The organism is Albidovulum salinarum, from assembly GCF_025673475.1.
Lineage (GTDB): Bacteria > Pseudomonadota > Alphaproteobacteria > Rhodobacterales > Rhodobacteraceae > Albidovulum > Albidovulum salinarum.
In genome coordinates this window covers 31,727-48,401 of sequence record NZ_JAOVQO010000017.1, presented here as the reverse complement: position 1 = coordinate 48,401, position 16,675 = coordinate 31,727, and the positions used below count along the sequence as shown (strand labels likewise).

Annotated in this window: 16 protein-coding genes; 6 read left to right on the top strand and 10 right to left on the bottom strand. The window is 67.1% G+C overall.

Annotated features, from left to right (window positions below):
* Window positions 1-52: 52 nt before the first annotated feature.
* From gap (OEZ60_RS16985) to gap (OEZ60_RS16975), 3 genes are all read right to left on the bottom strand, one after another.
* The gene (gap, locus tag OEZ60_RS16985) at window positions 53-1,054 is read right to left on the bottom strand and encodes a type I glyceraldehyde-3-phosphate dehydrogenase (protein ID WP_263338776.1); all 1,002 of its coding nucleotides are present in this window, start codon (window positions 1,052-1,054) and stop codon (window positions 53-55) included.
* A gap of 95 nt (window positions 1,055-1,149) precedes the next feature.
* On the bottom strand, window positions 1,150-1,293 hold the full coding sequence (locus tag OEZ60_RS16980) for a hypothetical protein (protein WP_263338774.1): 144 nt from the start codon (window positions 1,291-1,293) through the stop codon (window positions 1,150-1,152).
* Window positions 1,294-1,323: 30 nt separating this feature from the next.
* On the bottom strand, window positions 1,324-2,328 hold the full coding sequence (gene gap, locus OEZ60_RS16975) for a type I glyceraldehyde-3-phosphate dehydrogenase (RefSeq protein WP_263338771.1): 1,005 nt from the start codon (window positions 2,326-2,328) through the stop codon (window positions 1,324-1,326).
* A 243-nt stretch (window positions 2,329-2,571) separates the two neighbouring features.
* Here gap (OEZ60_RS16975) and OEZ60_RS16970 point away from each other — a divergent pair, with 243 nt between their 5' ends.
* A complete protein-coding gene (locus tag OEZ60_RS16970; RefSeq protein WP_263338769.1) occupies window positions 2,572-3,546 on the top strand; it encodes a DUF808 domain-containing protein in 975 nt (324 codons plus the stop codon).
* A 70-nt stretch (window positions 3,547-3,616) separates the two neighbouring features.
* Window positions 3,617-3,847 (top strand): N-(5'-phosphoribosyl)anthranilate isomerase, encoded by a 231-nt coding sequence (locus OEZ60_RS16965; RefSeq protein ID WP_263338766.1) that lies wholly within the window; start codon window positions 3,617-3,619, stop codon window positions 3,845-3,847.
* Between the two features lie 62 nt (window positions 3,848-3,909).
* Here the strand turns inward: OEZ60_RS16965 and OEZ60_RS16960 are convergent, their stop codons facing one another.
* On the bottom strand, window positions 3,910-4,461 hold the full coding sequence (locus OEZ60_RS16960) for an HPF/RaiA family ribosome-associated protein (RefSeq protein WP_263338763.1): 552 nt from the start codon (window positions 4,459-4,461) through the stop codon (window positions 3,910-3,912).
* Window positions 4,462-4,587: 126 nt separating this feature from the next.
* Here OEZ60_RS16960 and OEZ60_RS16955 point away from each other — a divergent pair, with 126 nt between their 5' ends.
* Entirely contained in the window at window positions 4,588-5,019 is a 432-nt protein-coding gene (locus tag OEZ60_RS16955) for a DUF2267 domain-containing protein (protein WP_263338761.1), read from the top strand.
* Between the two features lie 77 nt (window positions 5,020-5,096).
* Here the strand turns inward: OEZ60_RS16955 and tkt are convergent, their stop codons facing one another.
* Window positions 5,097-7,115, bottom strand: coding sequence for a transketolase (gene tkt / locus OEZ60_RS16950; protein ID WP_263338759.1), 2,019 nt, complete (start codon window positions 7,113-7,115; stop codon window positions 5,097-5,099).
* A 233-nt stretch (window positions 7,116-7,348) separates the two neighbouring features.
* Between tkt and OEZ60_RS16945 the strand changes: the two genes are divergently transcribed.
* Together OEZ60_RS16945 and OEZ60_RS16940 are read left to right on the top strand one after the other, a co-directional pair.
* Complete coding sequence (locus OEZ60_RS16945; RefSeq protein WP_263338756.1) at window positions 7,349-7,840, top strand: hypothetical protein; 492 nt, start codon at window positions 7,349-7,351, stop codon at window positions 7,838-7,840.
* On the top strand, window positions 7,840-8,223 hold the full coding sequence (locus OEZ60_RS16940; protein ID WP_263338754.1) for a cell division protein ZapA: 384 nt from the start codon (window positions 7,840-7,842) through the stop codon (window positions 8,221-8,223). Before OEZ60_RS16945 ends, OEZ60_RS16940 begins: the two co-directional genes overlap by 1 nt.
* A gap of 116 nt (window positions 8,224-8,339) precedes the next feature.
* Here the strand turns inward: OEZ60_RS16940 and grxD are convergent, their stop codons facing one another.
* The 5 genes from grxD to OEZ60_RS16915 all read right to left on the bottom strand — a co-directional run bounded on the left by grxD (window position 8,340) and on the right by OEZ60_RS16915 (window position 13,012).
* Window positions 8,340-8,708 carry a Grx4 family monothiol glutaredoxin gene (gene grxD / locus OEZ60_RS16935; RefSeq protein ID WP_263338752.1) on the bottom strand — a complete coding sequence of 123 codons (369 nt, stop codon included), beginning with the start codon at window positions 8,706-8,708 and terminating at the stop codon, window positions 8,340-8,342.
* A gap of 6 nt (window positions 8,709-8,714) precedes the next feature.
* Complete coding sequence (locus tag OEZ60_RS16930; RefSeq protein ID WP_263338750.1) at window positions 8,715-8,957, bottom strand: BolA family transcriptional regulator; 243 nt, start codon at window positions 8,955-8,957, stop codon at window positions 8,715-8,717.
* A 98-nt stretch (window positions 8,958-9,055) separates the two neighbouring features.
* Entirely contained in the window at window positions 9,056-11,215 is a 2,160-nt protein-coding gene (gene purL / locus OEZ60_RS16925; protein WP_263338748.1) for a phosphoribosylformylglycinamidine synthase subunit PurL, read from the bottom strand.
* 80 nt (window positions 11,216-11,295) lie between these two features.
* Window positions 11,296-11,865 carry a DUF6151 family protein gene (locus tag OEZ60_RS16920; protein ID WP_263338746.1) on the bottom strand — a complete coding sequence of 190 codons (570 nt, stop codon included), beginning with the start codon at window positions 11,863-11,865 and terminating at the stop codon, window positions 11,296-11,298.
* 241 nt (window positions 11,866-12,106) lie between these two features.
* Window positions 12,107-13,012, bottom strand: coding sequence for a LysR family transcriptional regulator (locus tag OEZ60_RS16915; protein WP_263338743.1), 906 nt, complete (start codon window positions 13,010-13,012; stop codon window positions 12,107-12,109).
* A 175-nt stretch (window positions 13,013-13,187) separates the two neighbouring features.
* Between OEZ60_RS16915 and OEZ60_RS16910 the strand changes: the two genes are divergently transcribed.
* Window positions 13,188-16,589, top strand: coding sequence for an indolepyruvate ferredoxin oxidoreductase family protein (locus OEZ60_RS16910; RefSeq protein WP_263338741.1), 3,402 nt, complete (start codon window positions 13,188-13,190; stop codon window positions 16,587-16,589).
* Window positions 16,590-16,675 lie beyond the last annotated feature (86 nt).

Sequence of the window (16,675 nt, the reverse complement as noted above, 5' to 3'; positions counted from 1 at the left end):
AGCGTCTTCCCTGACGTCTGCGGTCTTGGCGGGTTTCCGGCCCGAAGGCGGCTCAGAGCAGCTTGCCGATCGCCACGGCGGTGTCCGACATGCGGTTGGAGAAGCCCCATTCGTTGTCGTACCACGACAGGATACGGCACATCCGCCCGTCCATCACCTTGGTCTGGTCCAGATGGAAGATCGAGGAGCGCGGGTCATGGTTGAAATCCGACGAGACGTTGGGCTGGTCGGTGACGCCGAGGATGCCGCGCAGCCGTCCGTCCGCGGCCTCGCGAACCGCCTGGTTGATCTCTTCCACCGAAGTGTCTCGCGCGGCTTCGAAGACGAGGTCGACGACCGAGACATTCGGGGTCGGCACGCGGATCGCCACGCCGTCGAGCTTGCCGTTGAGCTCGGGCAGCACCAGCCCGACCGCGCGTGCCGCGCCGGTCGAGGTCGGGATCATCGACAGGCCCGCCGCGCGGGCGCGGTAGAGATCCTTGTGCATCGTGTCGAGCGTCGGCTGGTCGCCGGTGTAGGAATGGATCGTCGTCATGAAGCCCTTCGCGATGCCGATCGCGTCGTTCAGGACCTTGGCGACCGGCGAGAGGCAGTTCGTCGTGCAGGAGGCGTTCGAGACGATCAGGTCGTTCTTCGTCAAAGTGTCGTGGTTCACGCCGAAGACGATGGTCTTGTCTGCGCCCTTCGACGGCGCCGAGACCAGAACCCGCGAGGAACCGTTCTCGAGATGCACCGCCGCCTTGTCTCGGTCGGTGAAGATGCCGGTGCATTCCAGCACGACGTCGATGTCGCCCCAGGGCAGCTCGGCCGGGTTGCGGATCGCCGAGACGTCGATCGGTCCGCGTCCGACATCGATCGTCGAGGCGGTGGTGGTCACTTCCGCCGGAAACCGGCCATGCACCGAATCGAAGCGCAGCAGATGGGCGTTGGTCTCGACCGGGCCGAGATCGTTGATCGCCACGACCTCGATATCCTTGCGTCCTGACTCGATGATCGCCCTCAGCACATTGCGCCCGATGCGGCCAAACCCGTTGATCGCCACCTTCACTGCCATCGCGAACCTCCTCTCGAAAATCGCCGGCACCCGAGCGGGCGCCGTTACCGCTAACATCAAAATACAGCCGACAGGTCAACCGTAGAGTAGCGGTCTCAGCGCCAGATGGCGAGAAATTCGACGAGATCGAGGAGTTTGCGCCCCAGGAACAGGGGCGCACCAAGGTTCAGCCAGAAGTGGTCGACCAGAAAGAAGGCGGCGACAAGCGCCGCGAGGACGATGGCGATCCGGTTGGTCATGGGCGGGGACGCGAGGCCCCCCGAGGCTCCTTACTGGAGGAGCCGCCCCATCGCGCCGGCGACATCGGCCATGCGGCAGGAGAAGCCCCATTCGTTGTCGTACCAGGCCAGGACCCGGACCGTGCGGCCGCTGACGACCTTGGTCTGGTCGGGCGCGAAGATCGAGGAATAGGGCGTGTGGTTGAAGTCGATCGAGACCTTCGGCTCCGGGTCATAGGCGAGGACCATGCCCATGTAGCCTGCCGCGGCTTCCCTTACGATTTCGTTGACGTCGGCCACGGTCACGTCCTTGGCCGCCTGGAAGGTGAGGTCGACGGCCGAGACGTTCGGCGTCGGCACCCGGATCGCGGTGCCGTCGAGCTTGCCCGACAGTTCCGGCAGCACTTCGCCGAGCGCCTTCGCGGCGCCGGTCGAGGTCGGGATCATCGCCATCGCCGCGGCACGGGCCCGGTAGAGGTCCTTGTGGCGGCGGTCGAGCGTCGGCTGGTCGCCGGTATAGGAGTGGATCGTCGTCATGATGCCCGACTCGATGCCGATCGCGTCGTTCAGCACCTTGGCGAGCGGGGCGAGGCAGTTCGTCGTGCAGGAGCCGTTCGAGACGACAAGATGCTCGGCGGTGAGCTGTCGGTGGTTGACACCGTAGACCACGGTCTTGTCGGCGTTCTTGGCCGGAGCCGAGACGAGCACGCGCTTGGCGCCGCGGCCGAGATGGACGGCCGCCTTGGCGCGGTCGTTGAACTTGCCGGTGCATTCGAGGACGACGTCGACGCCTTCCCAGTCGAGCTCATCGGGGTTGTAGGTCGACATCACCTCGATCGGCCCGCGGCCGAGGTCGATGGTGTTCTCGCCGACCTTCACCGGCCCGGCGAAACGGCCGTGGACGGAGTCGTACTTCAGGAGATGCGCATTGGTCTCGATCGGCCCGGTGGCGTTGATCTTGACGACCTGGACGTCGTTGCGCGCCGCTTCCGCGATATGCGCCAGCGTGCAACGGCCGATCCGGCCAAACCCGTTGATGCCGATGGTGACGGTCATGTGCCTCATCTCCTGTGCCCGAGACGCGGGAGCCAAGCCGCGCCAGTTCCTGCGCATAGCAGAGGAGGGAAGGCGGGAAAACCCGCTATATCAACATGGTAGCGAAAACAGGAGGGTGTTAGCGAAAACAGGTGCGCTGAATCGGGGCCGGTTCTGGCGGTTCCGGCGACATGCCGGCGCGATCGCCTTGCCTCGGCGGACGGATTCGCTAGGTTGGCGCCGATTTGCAAGGAAGGGACGACCATGAGCGGATTGCTGGCGCTTCTCGACGACGTGGCCGCGATCGCCAAGGTCGCGGCGGCGAGCGTGGACGATGTCGCCGGCATGGCGGCCAAGGCCGGGTCGAAGGCCGCCGGCGTCGTGATCGACGACGCGGCTGTCACGCCGAAATACGTCCACGGCTTCGAGGCCAAGCGCGAACTGCCGATCATCTGGAAGATCACCAAGGGCTCTCTCTTCAACAAGCTGGTGATCCTCCTGCCGGCGGCGATGCTCATGAACGCCTTCGCGCCATGGTTGATCACGCCGCTTCTCATGCTCGGCGGCGCCTATCTCTGTTTCGAGGGCGCCGAGAAGATCTTCCACAAGCTCTTTCCCCACGGCGACGCGCATGTCGAGGCCGACATGGAGGTGGGCGATCCGGTGCATCTGGAGGAAAAGCGCGTGCGCGGCGCGATCAAGACCGACTTCATCCTCTCGGCCGAGATCATGACCATCGCGCTCGCCGCGATCCCCGAAGGCGTGCTCTGGATGGAGGCGCTGACGCTCGCCGTCGTCGCGATCGGGATCACCGTCGCGGTCTACGGATCGGTCGCGCTGATCGTGAAGATGGACGATATCGGGCTCTACATGGCAGCGACGGCGCGGACCGGGGTCGGTCGTGCGCTCGGCACCGGGCTAGTGAAGGGGATGCCGAAGCTCATGGCGCTTCTCTCGACGATCGGCACCGCGGCGATGCTCTGGGTCGGCGGCGCGATCATCATCCACGGGCTCGACGTGCTGGGCTGGCCGCTGCTCTACGACACCTTCCACCATTGGGCCGAGGCCGTCGGCCATGCGGTGCCGCCAAGCATCGCGGGCTTCACCGGATGGGCGGTGACGGCGCTGGCGGATGGCGTGTCCGGTCTTGCGCTCGGGATGGCTCTCATTCCACTTGTCACGCGCGTGGCCGGGCCGCTCTGGCGCGTCATCGCCGGCAGCGACACCGGCGCGCAGTAGCTCGCGGCGTCAGGGCGTCGTCGCCGTTGGCTTTAGCCTTCCGTTAACCGTTTCTGGGCACTGTCGCGGCATGAGCACGCCCGCGCCGCATATGCATCCTGACTACTGGTTGCGCACGATCTTTGCCTCTCAGGCGGCGATCCGTGGCGGGGTGATCCGACGCTCCGTCCGGGACGTCGAGATGATCGTCGGCCGCGCGGCGTTCGAGCGAGAGCTGAAGCGGCGCGGCTACCACGCGGTCGAGAACGCAGGTCAGTTCGTGATCTTCTGCAACAACGAGCCGGTCCGCATCCTGTGCTGAGCCAAAATCCATCAATGGATTTTGGAACGATTTTCTAAAAATCGTTCCTCCGCAGCGGCGAACTAGCCCCTGAGCGAGACATTCACCGCGAACGGCCCCTTGTCGCCGTCCATCAGGCTGAACTCGAGATCGGTGTCGAGGCCGATCCGCTCCCAGTCGCTGCCGACAACGCTGTCGCGCTGGAAGTAGACCTCGAGCCCGCCGCTCGACTTGATGAAGCCGTACCCCTCATCCGCAAAAAGCCGCACGATGCGGCCGTGGTGGCGCTCGGGGTGGCTCTTCACGTCGACGCCCTTCATCTTGCGCACATGCTCGTCGAGCTGGCGCCGCGCGGCGTTGAAGCTGTCGCGGATCGCGACATGCAGATCTTCGTGAGCGCCGAGATCGCCAGGCTTCCTGTTGACGATGATCATGCCGCCCGGCACCTCGGCCTCGACGGCCACCTGGTAGATATGCCCCTTGTGGCCGCGCGCGGTGCGCTTCTCGACGATCACCCGGCAGGAGGTGATGCGCTGATGGACCTGTTCGAGCTTGCCGATCTTGCCGTGGATCTCGGCGGTGACGGCGGGGGAGGCATCCATGCCGTGAAAGACGATCTGCGGTTCGGTTTCCATGTGCGGCTCCGCTGTGGCTGCGGCAATCATGCAGCGGGCTTGGGTCCGGGGTACTGACCCGCGTCAACGCGCGGCGGGCCGAACCATGCTTTCCTTCCGCCGATGCGGAGATGCGAGGAAGCCGACATGAGCGCGCTCGGGCTGAAGATGATCGACGAGGCGGTGCAGTCCGCCAATATCTGGGTGAACGAGGTCGACAGCCGCACCGGCTGGGACAACAAGCAGCGGAGCTACCGGCTGCTGCGGGCGGTGCTGCACGCGGTGCGCGACCACCTGACGGTCGACGAGGCGACCGACCTCGGCGCGCAGTTGCCGACGCTGATCCGGGGAATCTACTACGAGGGCTGGAACTCGGCCCGCAATCCGGCCCGGATGCGTCATGCCGAGGACTTCGTCGCAGCGGTGCAGAGGGGCTTCGCGCCCGATCCGTTGGGCGATGCCGACAGGGCGGTGCGGGCGGTCTTCGACCTTCTCGACAGCCACATCGCGCCGGGCGAGATGAAGGATGTGCGCGGCGCCTTCACCAAGGAGGTCAGGAGCCTCTTCGGCATGGGGTGACGTGTCCCGTGGCGTGACGAAAAAACCCCGCCGGAAGGTTGTTGCGGCGGGGCGTCGATGCGACAATCTGCTCGGTGCTAGAGGAGTTCTTTCACCCGCGCGGCGACGGCCTCGGCGGTGATCCCGAATTCCTGGTAGAGCCGCTCGGCGGGCGCGGAGGCGCCGAAACCCTCCATGCCGACGAAGGCGGCCTTGGCCTCGCGGCCGCGCTCGCCGAGGAGCCAGCGGTCCCAGGGCTGGCGCACCGCGGCCTCGACCGCGACGCGGACCGGGCCCGCGGGCAGGACGCGCTTGCGGTAGGCCTCGTCCTGGGCCGCGAAGAGTTCCATGCAGGGCATGGAAACGACGCGGGTGCCGATGCCCTCGGCCTGCAGGAGGTCGCGGGCCTTGAGCGCGATCTCCACTTCCGAGCCGGTCGCCAGCAGGATCGCCCGGCGCTTGCCCTCGGCCTCGCGCAGCACATAGGCGCCCTGGGCCGAGAGATTCCTCGACGTGTGCAGGGTGCGGACCGTCGGCAGGTTCTGGCGGCTGAGCGCCAGCACCGACGGCGTCTTCTCGGCGGTCAGCGCCAGTTCCCAGGCCTCGGCCGTCTCGATCAGGTCGGCGGGGCGGAAGGTCCAGGTGTTGGGCGTCGCGCGGCAGATCGCCAGGTGCTCGACCGGCTGGTGGGTCGGGCCGTCCTCGCCGAGGCCGATCGAGTCATGCGTCATGACATAGACGGAAGGAACCCCCATCAGTGCGGACAGCCGCATCGCGCCGCGGGCATAGTCGGTGAAGCAGAGGAACGTGCCGCCGTAGGGCCGCACGCCGCCATGCAGCGCCATGCCGTTCATCGCCGCCGCCATGCCGTGCTCGCGGATGCCGAAATGGACGTAGCGCCCCTTGCGGTTCTCGGGGTTGAAGATGCCGAGATCGCCGGTCTTGGTGTTGTTCGAGCCGGTGAGGTCGGCCGAGCCGCCGATGGTCTCGGGCATCGCCGGGTTGACGACTTCGAGCACCATCTCGGAAGCCTTGCGGGTCGCGACCTTGGGCTGGAGCTCGCTGTTCTGCTTCTTCAGCGCGCGGATGACGGCGGAGAGCTTCTTCGGAGCCTCGCCGGCCATCTGGCGCCGGAACTCTGCCCGGCGGCTGTCGGAGAGCGCGGCGAGCCGCGCTTCCCATTCCGCCCGCGCGGCAGCGCCGCGGCTGCCGATCGCCGCCCAGGCGGCGCGGATGTCGGCCGGGACATCGAAGGCCGGATAGGTCCAGCCGTAGATGTCCTTCGTCACCTTGATCTCGTCGGGACCGAGCGGCGAGCCGTGGGCGCCGGCGGTGTCCTGCTTCTTCGGGCTGCCGAAGCCGATATGGGTCTTGCAGTCGACGAGGACCGGGCGGTCGGAGGATTTGGCCTCGGTCAGCGCGCGGTCGATGTCCACCGGATCGTGGCCGTCGCAGGACAGGACCTTCCAGCCGGCCGCGGCGAAGCGGGCGCGCTGGTCGGTGACGTCGCTGAGGCTGATCCGGCCGTCGATCGAGATGTCGTTGTTGTCCCAAAGGACGATGAGCTTCGAGAGCTTCTGCATCCCGGCGAGTCCGATCGCCTCGTGGCTGATCCCTTCCATGAGGCAGCCGTCACCGGCGATCACCCAGGTGTAGTGATCGACGATCTTGGCGCCGAAGCGGGCGCGCAAGGACTCCTCGGCCATCGCGAAGCCCACCGCGTTCGAGATGCCCTGGCCGAGTGGGCCGGTCGTGGTCTCGACGCCCTTGACATGGCCGTATTCCGGATGGCCGGCGGTGATCGCGCCCCACTGGCGGAAGTTGCGGATCTGGTCGAGCGTCATGTCGGCATAGCCGGTCAGGTGCAGAAGCCCGTAGATCAGCATCGAGCCGTGGCCGGCGGACAGGATGAAGCGGTCACGGTCGGCCCAGTCCGGAGTCGAGGCGTCGAACTTCAGGTGCTTTTCGAAAAGGACCGTGGCGACGTCGGCCATGCCCATCGGCATGCCGGGGTGGCCGGAATTGGCGGCCTGGACCGCATCCATCGCAAGCGTGCGCAGCGCGCAGGCCTTCCCCCAGTGATCGGCGTGTGTGTCGCGAAGCGTGGCGATGTCCAAGTCCCTGATCCTTCTTCTTCCGGAATGCTGAGCGCGCGGGCTTGATAGCAGGCTCGGGAGCAAGTTCAAGCGCGCCGCCTAAGCACTTGGCCCGAAAGGGGGAGGAATCCCGCAGCCCTTCGGTCTAAACTCGGTCTGCGCGGGGGGGCGTCCGATTCGCCGGCGAAGACCGGATGGATGCAGTTCCCCAGAGGCATGACACAGGCAGAAACCGGGTCAGGGGGCCGCAACACATGAGCGACATAGCCGAAATGGAGCGCCGGATCTCGGCGGCGCTGGAGCGGATCGGTGCAGGTGTGGAAAAGGCGCGCGCCGAGGCGGAGGCCGCCGCTGCGGCGCGCGAGCAAGCCAGGACGGCGGGCGAGCTTCGCGAGGCGCTGGAGGCCGAGCGCGCGGCCAACGCGCAGCTCACCGATCGCGTGCGCGCGATCAAGGAAAAGCAGGAGACCATGGTCGACGCGCTCGAGAAGAAGGTCGCGCGGCTGACCGAACAACTCGATGCTGCCGGTGCCGAACTGCACCGCCAGAAGCGGATCAACGCCGACCTGACCGAGGCGCAGCGGGCGCTGCGCGAGGCCGCGCAGGACGGCGTGCCGGAGCCCGAGCAGATCAACCGCTCGCTGATGGCCGAGCTCGAGGCGTTGCGCGCGGCGCGGGCGGCGGAAATGGCCGAGATGCAGGAGATCCTCTCCGAGCTGCGGCCCCTGATCGAGGAGGTGGCCTGATGCCGGACGTGTCGATCACCATCGGCGGGCGCGAGTTCCAGGTCGCCTGCCAGGACGGCGAGGAGCATTTCCTGCGCTCGGCGGCACAGATGCTCGATAACGAGGCGACGACGCTCGTCTCGCAGATCGGGCGGATGCCCGAGGCGCGGATGCTGCTGATGGCGGGGCTCATGCTGGCCGACAAGGCGGCCGGGCTCGAGGACCAGGTCCGCGCCGCTGAGGAGCGGGCGCTGGTGGCCGAACGCGTCGCCACAGATGCGCGAACCAAGCCGCAACGGGTCGAGGTCGCGGTGATCCCCGAAGCAGTGACCGAGACTTTCGCCGAGATCGCGGCGCGGGCCGAGGCTTTGGCCGATCGGATCGAGGAGCGGAAAGCGGGCTGAGGATTTCGCGCCTTCGGGCGCCCCGCCCGCCCACCCTGCGCCCTCAGGCGCGAAGGCCGCCCCGAGGGGCGGCCTTGTGTTTCTGGCGGTGCCGTCGGTGCCGTCGGTGCGCCGGGTCAGGCGTTGGCGGCGCGGATCTTGTCGGCGGCGTCCTTGTCATAGCTCACGCCGCTCTTGTCGAAGAGCTGGTCGAGCTCACCCGAGAGCGTCATCTCGGTGATGATGTCGCAGCCGCCGACGAACTCGCCCTTGACGTAGAGCTGCGGGATCGTCGGCCAGTCGGAGAAGTCCTTGATGCCCTGGCGGATCTCGGCGTCTTCAAGCACGTTCACGTCGACATAGTCGACGCCCATGAAGTTCAGCACCCCCGCGACGCGGGAGGAGAAGCCGCATTGCGGCATCGCCTTGGTGCCCTTCATGTAAAGGACGACGGTGTTCTTCGTCACGGTGTCGCGGATCTGGTCCTGGGCGGTCGTCGTGGTCATGGGCTGTTACTCCGGAGCCTTGGTCGTCAGCGCGAGCGCGTGCAGTTCGCCATGCGCGCCATCCATCTTTCCCTTGAGCGCGGCATAGACCGCGCGCTGCTGCTGGACGCGGTTCATGCCGCGGAAACTCTCGTCGATGACCTCGGCGGCGTAGTGGTTGCCGTCTCCCGCGAGATCCGTGATCGTGATCTGCGCGTCCGGGAACGCTGCCCGGATGAGGTCTTCGATATCCTGTGCTTCCATCGCCATGAGGCGTCCTTCCCGTATGCGCTTGGGCTGAATGTAGGCCCCGCAGCCGGGACCCGCAAGATTGACCGGGTGTCGCAGGCCCGCCGCCGCTTCGCGGCTCAGGCCACCGCCGCCGCGAAGGCCGAGCGGTAGATCGAGGCGAGTTCCGCCAACGGCGCCTCGGCGGTGCCGAAACGCACGGTACGGCCGCCGAACCGGCCGACGGCCGCGGCCGGAACGCCGGCCGCGCGGGCCGCTTCGAGCAGCGCCTCGGCCTTGTCCGCCGCGACCGCCACGAGGTAGCGCGCCTGGTCCTCGCCGAAGAGCTGGCCGGTTTCGCCGCTGTCGAGCGCGACGCCGATCCCGGCCGCCTCGGCCATCTCGAAGGCCGCGAGCGCGAGCCCGCCGTCCGAGAGGTCGGTTGCGGCGCGGAAGCGCTTGCGGCTGGTGCGCAGGAACTCGCCGTTGCGCCGTTCGACGGCGAGGTCGACATGCGGCGCGTCGCCGTCCTCGCGGCCGAAGGCCTCGCAGAGGAGCGCCGATTGGCCGAGATGGCCCGCGGTCGCGCCGATCACCACGGCAATGTCGCCGTCCTGCGGCTGGCCCGCGATGAGGTCTTCGAGCGAGGCGACGAGCCCCACCGCGCCGATCGTCGGCGTGGGCAGGATGCCCTTGCCGTCGGTCTCGTTGTAGAGCGAGACGTTGCCCGAGACGATCGGCATGTCGAGCGCCGCGCAGGCCTCGCCGATGCCTTTGACGGCGCCGACGAACTGGCCCATGATCTCGGGCTTCTCCGGGTTGCCGAAGTTGAGGTTGTCGGTCGCGGCGAGCGGCAGGGCGCCCACCGCGGTAAGGTTGCGGTAGGCCTCGGCCACCGCCTGTTTGCCGCCCTCGACCGGGTTCGCCCTGACGTAGCGCGGGGTCACGTCGGAGGTGAAGGCCAGCGCCTTGTCGGTGCCGTGGACGCGCACCACGCCGGCGCCGAGGCCGGGGATGCGGACCGTGTCGGCCATGACCATCGTGTCGTACTGCTCCCAGACCCAGCCCTTGTGGGCGTAGTTCGGCGAGGAAATCAGCGCCTTCAGCCCGGCGATGGCGTCGATCTGCGGCGCGTCCGCGAGTGCTGCGCGCTTCGGCGTCTCGACCCAGGGCCGATCGTATTCCGGCGCCGAGGAGGACAGCTTCGAGAGGGGCAGGTCGGCCTTCACCTCGTTGCCGTGCAGGATCAGGAAGCGGTCCTCGGGGATGGTCTCGCCGACGATGGCGAAGTCGAGATCCCATTTTTCGAAGATCGCCCGCGCCTCGGCCTCCTTCTCGGGCTTCAGAACCATGAGCATCCGCTCCTGGCTTTCCGACAGCATCATCTCGTAGGCGGTCATGTTCGCCTCGCGTTGCGGCACCTGGTCGAGCGTCAGCTTGATGCCTAGCCCGCCCTTGTCGCCCATCTCGACCGCCGAACAGGTGAGGCCCGCGGCCCCCATGTCCTGGATCGAGATGACCGAGCCCGAGGCCATCAGCTCGAGGCAGGCTTCGAGAAGGCGCTTCTCGGTGAAGGGATCGCCGACCTGCACGGTCGGGCGCTTCTCCTCGATTGTGTCGTCGAACTCGGCCGAGGCCATCGTCGCGCCGCCGACGCCGTCGCGGCCGGTCTTGGCGCCGAGATAGACGACCGGCATGCCGACGCCGGAGGCCGCCGAATAGAAGATCTTGTCGGCATCCGCGAGGCCCGCCGCGAAGGCGTTGACGAGGCAGTTGCCGTTATAGGCGGGGTGGAAGCGGACCTCGCCCCCCACGTTCGGCACGCCGAAACAGTTGCCGTAGGAGCCGATGCCCTCCACGACGCCCTTCACCAGATGCGCGGTCTTCGGATGCGAGGGCATGCCGAACGAGAGCGAATCCATCGCGGCGATGGGGCGCGCGCCCATCGTGAAGACGTCGCGCAGGATGCCGCCGACGCCGGTCGCGGCGCCCTGGTGCGGCTCGATGTAGGACGGGTGGTTGTGGCTCTCCATCTTGAAGATCACCGCCTGGCCGTCGCCGATATCGACGACGCCGGCGTTCTCGCCTGGGCCGCAGATCACCTGGGGACCCTTGGTGGGCAGGGTGCGCAGCCATTTCTTCGAGGACTTGTAGGAGCAATGCTCGTTCCACATGGCCGAGAAGATGCCGAGCTCGGTAAAGGTCGGCTCGCGGCCGATGATCTCGAGGATGCGCTGATACTCGTCCGGTTTCAGGCCATGCGCGGCAATCAGGTCTTCGGTGATCTGAGGTTCCTGCATTTCATCCCCCGGAGCTGCACGATTGCCGCGTCTTTTAGGGGTGAAGGGCGGCAGAGAAAAGGGCGAAACCGCTTCTGCCGTCAGTGCGGGCGGGCGGCGTCGCGCTCGGCCTTGCTCAGGACGGTGGGGGGCGCGACGGGCGCTCCGGCCGCGTCGAAGAACGGATTGGTCCTGTAGCTGCCGGTGAGGCGGGCCAGCGCGGCGCGGCCGAGAACGCCGAGGACCGCGCGCGCAATGCCCCTGGCTTTCACCGGGGTGCGCGCGGCGGCAGTGTTCGCCCAGACCCGGACAGGGCCGAAGCGGTTCTCGTCCGGCTGCAGGACCGCGCCGACAAAGGGAAAGCCCGGACCGGAGAGGGTGTTGGCGATCGGCGTCCCGCAACAGTCGGCGTACCAGCGGAACAGGCCCTTCGGGCCGAGCCGCAGCAGCGCGACATGGGCCATGCCGTCGGGAAAGCCGAGATTGTGCGGTGCCGTCTGGAAAATCGCGGAGCCTCCGGCCGCGTCGAGCCAGTCGGTGCCGTGGCCGAGATGGCGGGCGAAGGTCTGGCAGTCGGCGCAATAGCATTTCACGAGGGTGCCGCGCGCCGCGCGCGCGATCGTCCAACGCGTGGCGCCGCAGTGGCATGACATATCGTAAGGGTCCGACATCGTGCGATCCGGGCGAAAGCGGGCTGATGGCGCCGAATTTACACGGTGAGGGATCCGCGAAAACAAAAAAAAGGCCGAGACAAGCTCGGCCCAAGTCCAACAGGGAGGTAGAAGACGATGAGAATTGCTTCAATCACCACCTTCTATTCCCACCTAGGACCTGGAGGCGGAGCGATCAAGGGAAAAGATGCCGTAGGGGAAGCATGGCGGCTATGCGTTGCCATCATGCCTCACTTCAACTTCAGATTGCCGCCCCGTCGGATTGCTGGCGGCGGTAGCTGATGATTTCTTCCAGCACGAAGTCGCGGAAGGCGGCGACCCTTTTCGACTGCCGCAATTCCTCGGGATAGGCGAGGAAGACCGGAACCTCGCTCGATTCCACCTCCGGCAGCACCCGGACGAGGTTGGGGAAGTCCTCGGTAAGGTAGTCGGGCAGGACGCCGATCCCGAGATTGCAGAGCACCGCCTGCAGCACGCCGTAATAGTTGTTCACGGCGAGCGTCGAGCGGATGTCGTTCGACAAGAGCCACTGGACCAGCGTCGCGCCGGCCGAGACCTGGGGGGCGGTGGGGCTCTGGCTGACCAGCCGGTGGCTCGCGAGATCCTCGACCTCGGTCGGCGTGCCGGCCGCGGCGAGGTAGTCCGGCGAGGCGTAGAGCCGCATCCTTATGTTCATCAGCCGCCGCCGGATCAGGTCGGCCTGCGAGGGCTCTTTCATGCGGATCGCGACGTCGGCCTCGCGCATCGGCAGGTCGAGGACGCGCTCCTCGAGCATCAGCTCGATCTTGAGGTCGGGATAGCGTTCATAGAGCTTGCCGAGCCGCGGCGCGAGCCAGAGCGTGCCGAACCCGGTCGTCGTGGTGACGCGAAGCTCGCCGAAGACCTCGTCCTCGCTGTCACGGATCCGCGCCGCCGCCGTTTCCAGCCGCTTGTTCATCGACGAGGTGGCGTCGAACAGAAGCTCGCCCTGCTCGGTGAGAATCAGTCCCCGCGCGTGGCGGTGAAACAGGGTCGTGTTCAGGCTCTCCTCGAGCGCGCGGATCTGCCGGCTCACCGCCGACTGCGATAGGTGCAGCGCCTCGCCCGCATGGGTCAGGCTGCCGGCATCCGCCACCGCGTGAAATATTCTGAGCTTGTCCCAGTCCATACCGTATCTTTCTGTCGATTTCGGCCCCCGCTTTATGGCCGAATTGCGCTGGCCGCGAAAGCAAAACCCAAGGGAAAAGGGGATATAGTCGTCTGACCGGTCAGAAAAAAGAGGCTTTGTAGGTCAGTGTTTTTGACCTATAATGAAGCTGCGCTCGAACAGCGGGGAGGAGCAGATGTCGAAGCCGGAAATCACCCTCAATGACCGATACGACCTGGCAAAATCGCCGGTCCTCCTGAACGGAACGCAGGCGCTCGTCCGGCTCATGCTGATGCAGAAGGAGCGTGACCGGACGGCGGGACTGAACACGGCCGGCTATGTCTCGGGCTATCGCGGCTCGCCCCTTGGCGGGGTCGACCTCAACATGGCCAAGGCGAAGAAGCTGCTTCTGGCGAACGACATCCGGTTCGAGCCGGGCCTGAACGAGGATCTCGCCGCGACCGCGATCTGGGGCACCCAGCAGACCGAGCTTCGCGGCGAGGGCAAGTATGACGGCGTCTTCTCGCTCTGGTACGGCAAGGGGCCGGGGGTCGACCGCACCGGCGACGTAATGCGCCACGCCAACCTTGCCGGCACGTCGAAACATGGCGGCGTGCTGATGGCGATGGGCGACGACCACACCGCCGAAAGCTCGCTCACGCTGCACCAGTCCGACTGGGCGCTGGTCGATGTCTACATGCCGGTGGTGAGCCCGGCGGGGGTGCAGGAACTCCTCGACTTCGGCCTCTACGGCTGGGCGCTTTCCCGCTACGCCGGCGTCTGGGTCGGTCTCAAGACCATGAAGGACACCGCCGAGGCGACCGCCGTCGTCGATGGCGATCCGTTCCGCCTCTCTTTCGTCGAACCGGAGTTCCGGATGCCCGAAGGCGGGCTCAACATCCGGCTCGGCGACAATCCGGTCCAGCAGGAAATCCGGATGATCGACTACAAGCGCCACGCGGCCGAGGCCTTCGCCCGCGCCAACGGCATCGACCGCCGGGTCTGGGGCAAGCCGGGCGCCAAGATCGGCATCGTCTCGGCGGGCAAGAACTGGCTCGACCTGATGCACGCCTTCCAGATGCTCGGCATCGACGCCGCCGAGGCAGAGAAGCTCGGGATCACCACCTACAAGGTCGGCCAGACCTGGCCCTTGGACATGAAGGGCTTCCACGACTGGGCCGAGGGGCTCGACCTCGTCGTCGTGGTCGAGGAGAAGCGCAAGCTGATCGAGGTCCAGGTCAAGGAATCGATCTTCGACGACCGCCAGGGGCGCCGGGTCTATGGCTGGAAAAAGGGCAACTACGGCGAGGAGCTGTTCCCGACCCGCTACGCGCTCGACCCCGCGATGATCGCCGAGAAGCTCGGCCAGATCCTGATCGAGGAGGGCAGGGCGACCGACCACATGCGCGCGGCGCTCGAAGAGGTGGCGGCGGCGCGGCGCGCCGACAACGTGCCGGAACTGGCGCAGCGCACACCCTATTTCTGCTCGGGCTGCCCGCACAACACCTCGACCAAGGTGCCCGAGGGCTCGATCGCCTATTCCGGCATCGGCTGCCACTTCATGGCGGTCTGGATGGACCGCGACACGCTCTGGCCCACGCAGATGGGCGGCGAGGGCGTGAACTGGATCGGCCAGGCGCCGTTCTCGAAGACCGAGCATGTGTTCCAGAACCTCGGCGACGGCACCTACAACCATTCCGGCTCGCTCGCGATCCGCGCGGCGTTGGCCGCCAAGACCAACATCACCTACAAGATCCTCTTCAACGACGCCGTGGCGATGACCGGCGGCCAGCCGAACGAGGGCGAGCTTTCCGCCGACCGCATCGTCCGCGAGGTCCAGGCGATGGGCGTCGAGCACATCGCCTTCGTCTATGACGAGAAGGAGGACGTGGATCTTTCGAAACTTCCCAAGGGAATCGAGATCCACACCCGCGACGGGCTGCCCGAGGTGCAGGAGAAGTTCCGCAAGACCAAGGGCGTGTCGGTCATCGTCTATGTCCAGACCTGTGCGGCCGAGAAGCGCCGGCGCCGGAAGCGCGGCACCTTCCCCGACATCGACAAGCGCGTTTTCATCAACACCGACATCTGCGAGGGCTGCGGCGATTGCGGCATCCAGTCGAACTGCGTGTCGATCGTGCCGGTGGAGACGGAGCTTGGCCGCAAGCGCGCCATCGACCAGTCGTCGTGCAACAAGGACTTCTCCTGCCTCGACGGCTTCTGCCCCTCCTTCGTGACGCTGAAGGGCGCCGAGGTGAAGAAGGCCGCGGCCGCCGACTTTGCGCTGCCCGACCTGCCCGCGCCGGTGCTGCCTGCGATCAATGGCACCTACAACGTGCTGATCACCGGCGTCGGCGGCACCGGCGTGGTGACCATCGGCGCGGTGCTCGCGCAGGCCGCGCAGCTCGACGGCAAGGGCGCGGGCATGATGGAGATGGCCGGCCTCGCCCAGAAGGGCGGCGCGGTGAACATCCACCTACGCCTCGCCGAGAAACCCTCCGACATCAACGCGATCCGGGTCGCGGCCGGCGAGGCCGACTGCGTGATCGGCGGCGATCTCGTGGTTACCGGCGGCGCCAAGGTGCTCGGCCTGATGAAGACCGGCCGCACCGGCGCGGTGGTGAACGCGCACGAGATCATCACCGGCGCCTTCACCCGCAACCGCGACTTCCATCTGCCGACCGAGGGGCTGAAGCTCTCGATCGAGGCGCGGCTCCGCGACCGGGTGAGTTTCCTCGACGCGTCGGTACTCGCCAAGAAGCTGATGGGGGACTCGATCTACTCCAACATGCTGATCCTCGGCGCTGCGTGGCAAATGGGCCTCGTGCCGCTCTCTGCCGACGCGATCCGCCAGGCGATCGAGCTCAACGGTGCGGCCGTGAAGGGCAACCTGCGCGCCTTCGAGATCGGCCGCTGGGCCGCCGAACGCCCCGCCGAGACGGCGGAGTGGACCCAGGAGCCGGACGCGAAGCCGATGACGCTCGAGGAGCGGATCACCTTCCGCGCCGAACATCTCGTCGCCTATCAGAGCGCCCGCTACGCCCGCCGTTACCGCAAGCTCGTCGATGCGGCGCCCGCCGACATGCGCGAGGCGGTGGCGCTCGGCTATCACAAGCTCCTGGCCTACAAGGACGAGTACGAGGTCGCGCGGCTCCATCTCGAAACCGCCGACAAGGCGCGTGCCGAGTTCGGCGGTGATTTCGAGATGACCTTCCACCTCGCCCCGCCGATCTTCTCGCGCGAGGGCAAGAACGGCCGACCTGCCAAGCGCGAATACGGGGCCGGCATGCTCCGGGCCTTCCGGATGCTCGCGAAGCTGAAAGGCCTGCGCGGCACGCCGCTCGACATCTTCGGCCGCTCGACCGAGCGGCGGATGGAGCGGGCGCTGATCGCCGAGTACGAAAAGGACATGGCCGAAGTCCTTCCCAAGGTCCGGCCCGAGACGCTCGACGCGGCGATCGCGCTCGCCGAGCTGCCGCTGCAGGTCCGCGGCTTCGGCCCGGTGAAGGAGGCCGCGCAGCGCGCCGCCGCCAAACGGCGCGAGGAGCTGCTGGCGACGATCCGCGCCGGCGGGGCGCCGCTGATGGCCGCTGCCGAGTAATTCTTCCGCCCCGCCACCGCGCGGCGGGGCGGCCTTGCTCGCCTTCCAAACTGGCGATGGATTTCCGTCGAACAGCGACGTATGAG

Coding starts and splice junctions, on each gene's coding strand:
- OEZ60_RS16965 (WP_263338766.1), top strand. CDS start 3,617: ATGAGCACGCCCGCGCCGCATATGCATCCTGACTACTGGTTGCGCACG.
- gap (WP_263338771.1), bottom strand. CDS start 2,328: ATGACCGTCACCATCGGCATCAACGGGTTTGGCCGGATCGGCCGTTGC.
- OEZ60_RS16940 (WP_263338754.1), top strand. CDS start 7,840: ATGCCGGACGTGTCGATCACCATCGGCGGGCGCGAGTTCCAGGTCGCC.
- OEZ60_RS16960 (WP_263338763.1), bottom strand. CDS start 4,461: ATGGAAACCGAACCGCAGATCGTCTTTCACGGCATGGATGCCTCCCCC.
- purL (WP_263338748.1), bottom strand. CDS start 11,215: ATGCAGGAACCTCAGATCACCGAAGACCTGATTGCCGCGCATGGCCTG.
- OEZ60_RS16980 (WP_263338774.1), bottom strand. CDS start 1,293: ATGACCAACCGGATCGCCATCGTCCTCGCGGCGCTTGTCGCCGCCTTC.
- OEZ60_RS16920 (WP_263338746.1), bottom strand. CDS start 11,865: ATGTCGGACCCTTACGATATGTCATGCCACTGCGGCGCCACGCGTTGG.
- OEZ60_RS16945 (WP_263338756.1), top strand. CDS start 7,349: ATGAGCGACATAGCCGAAATGGAGCGCCGGATCTCGGCGGCGCTGGAG.
- OEZ60_RS16910 (WP_263338741.1), top strand. CDS start 13,188: ATGTCGAAGCCGGAAATCACCCTCAATGACCGATACGACCTGGCAAAA.
- grxD (WP_263338752.1), bottom strand. CDS start 8,708: ATGACCACGACGACCGCCCAGGACCAGATCCGCGACACCGTGACGAAG.
- gap (WP_263338776.1), bottom strand. CDS start 1,054: ATGGCAGTGAAGGTGGCGATCAACGGGTTTGGCCGCATCGGGCGCAAT.
- OEZ60_RS16970 (WP_263338769.1), top strand. CDS start 2,572: ATGAGCGGATTGCTGGCGCTTCTCGACGACGTGGCCGCGATCGCCAAG.
- OEZ60_RS16955 (WP_263338761.1), top strand. CDS start 4,588: ATGAGCGCGCTCGGGCTGAAGATGATCGACGAGGCGGTGCAGTCCGCC.
- OEZ60_RS16915 (WP_263338743.1), bottom strand. CDS start 13,012: ATGGACTGGGACAAGCTCAGAATATTTCACGCGGTGGCGGATGCCGGC.
- OEZ60_RS16930 (WP_263338750.1), bottom strand. CDS start 8,957: ATGGCGATGGAAGCACAGGATATCGAAGACCTCATCCGGGCAGCGTTC.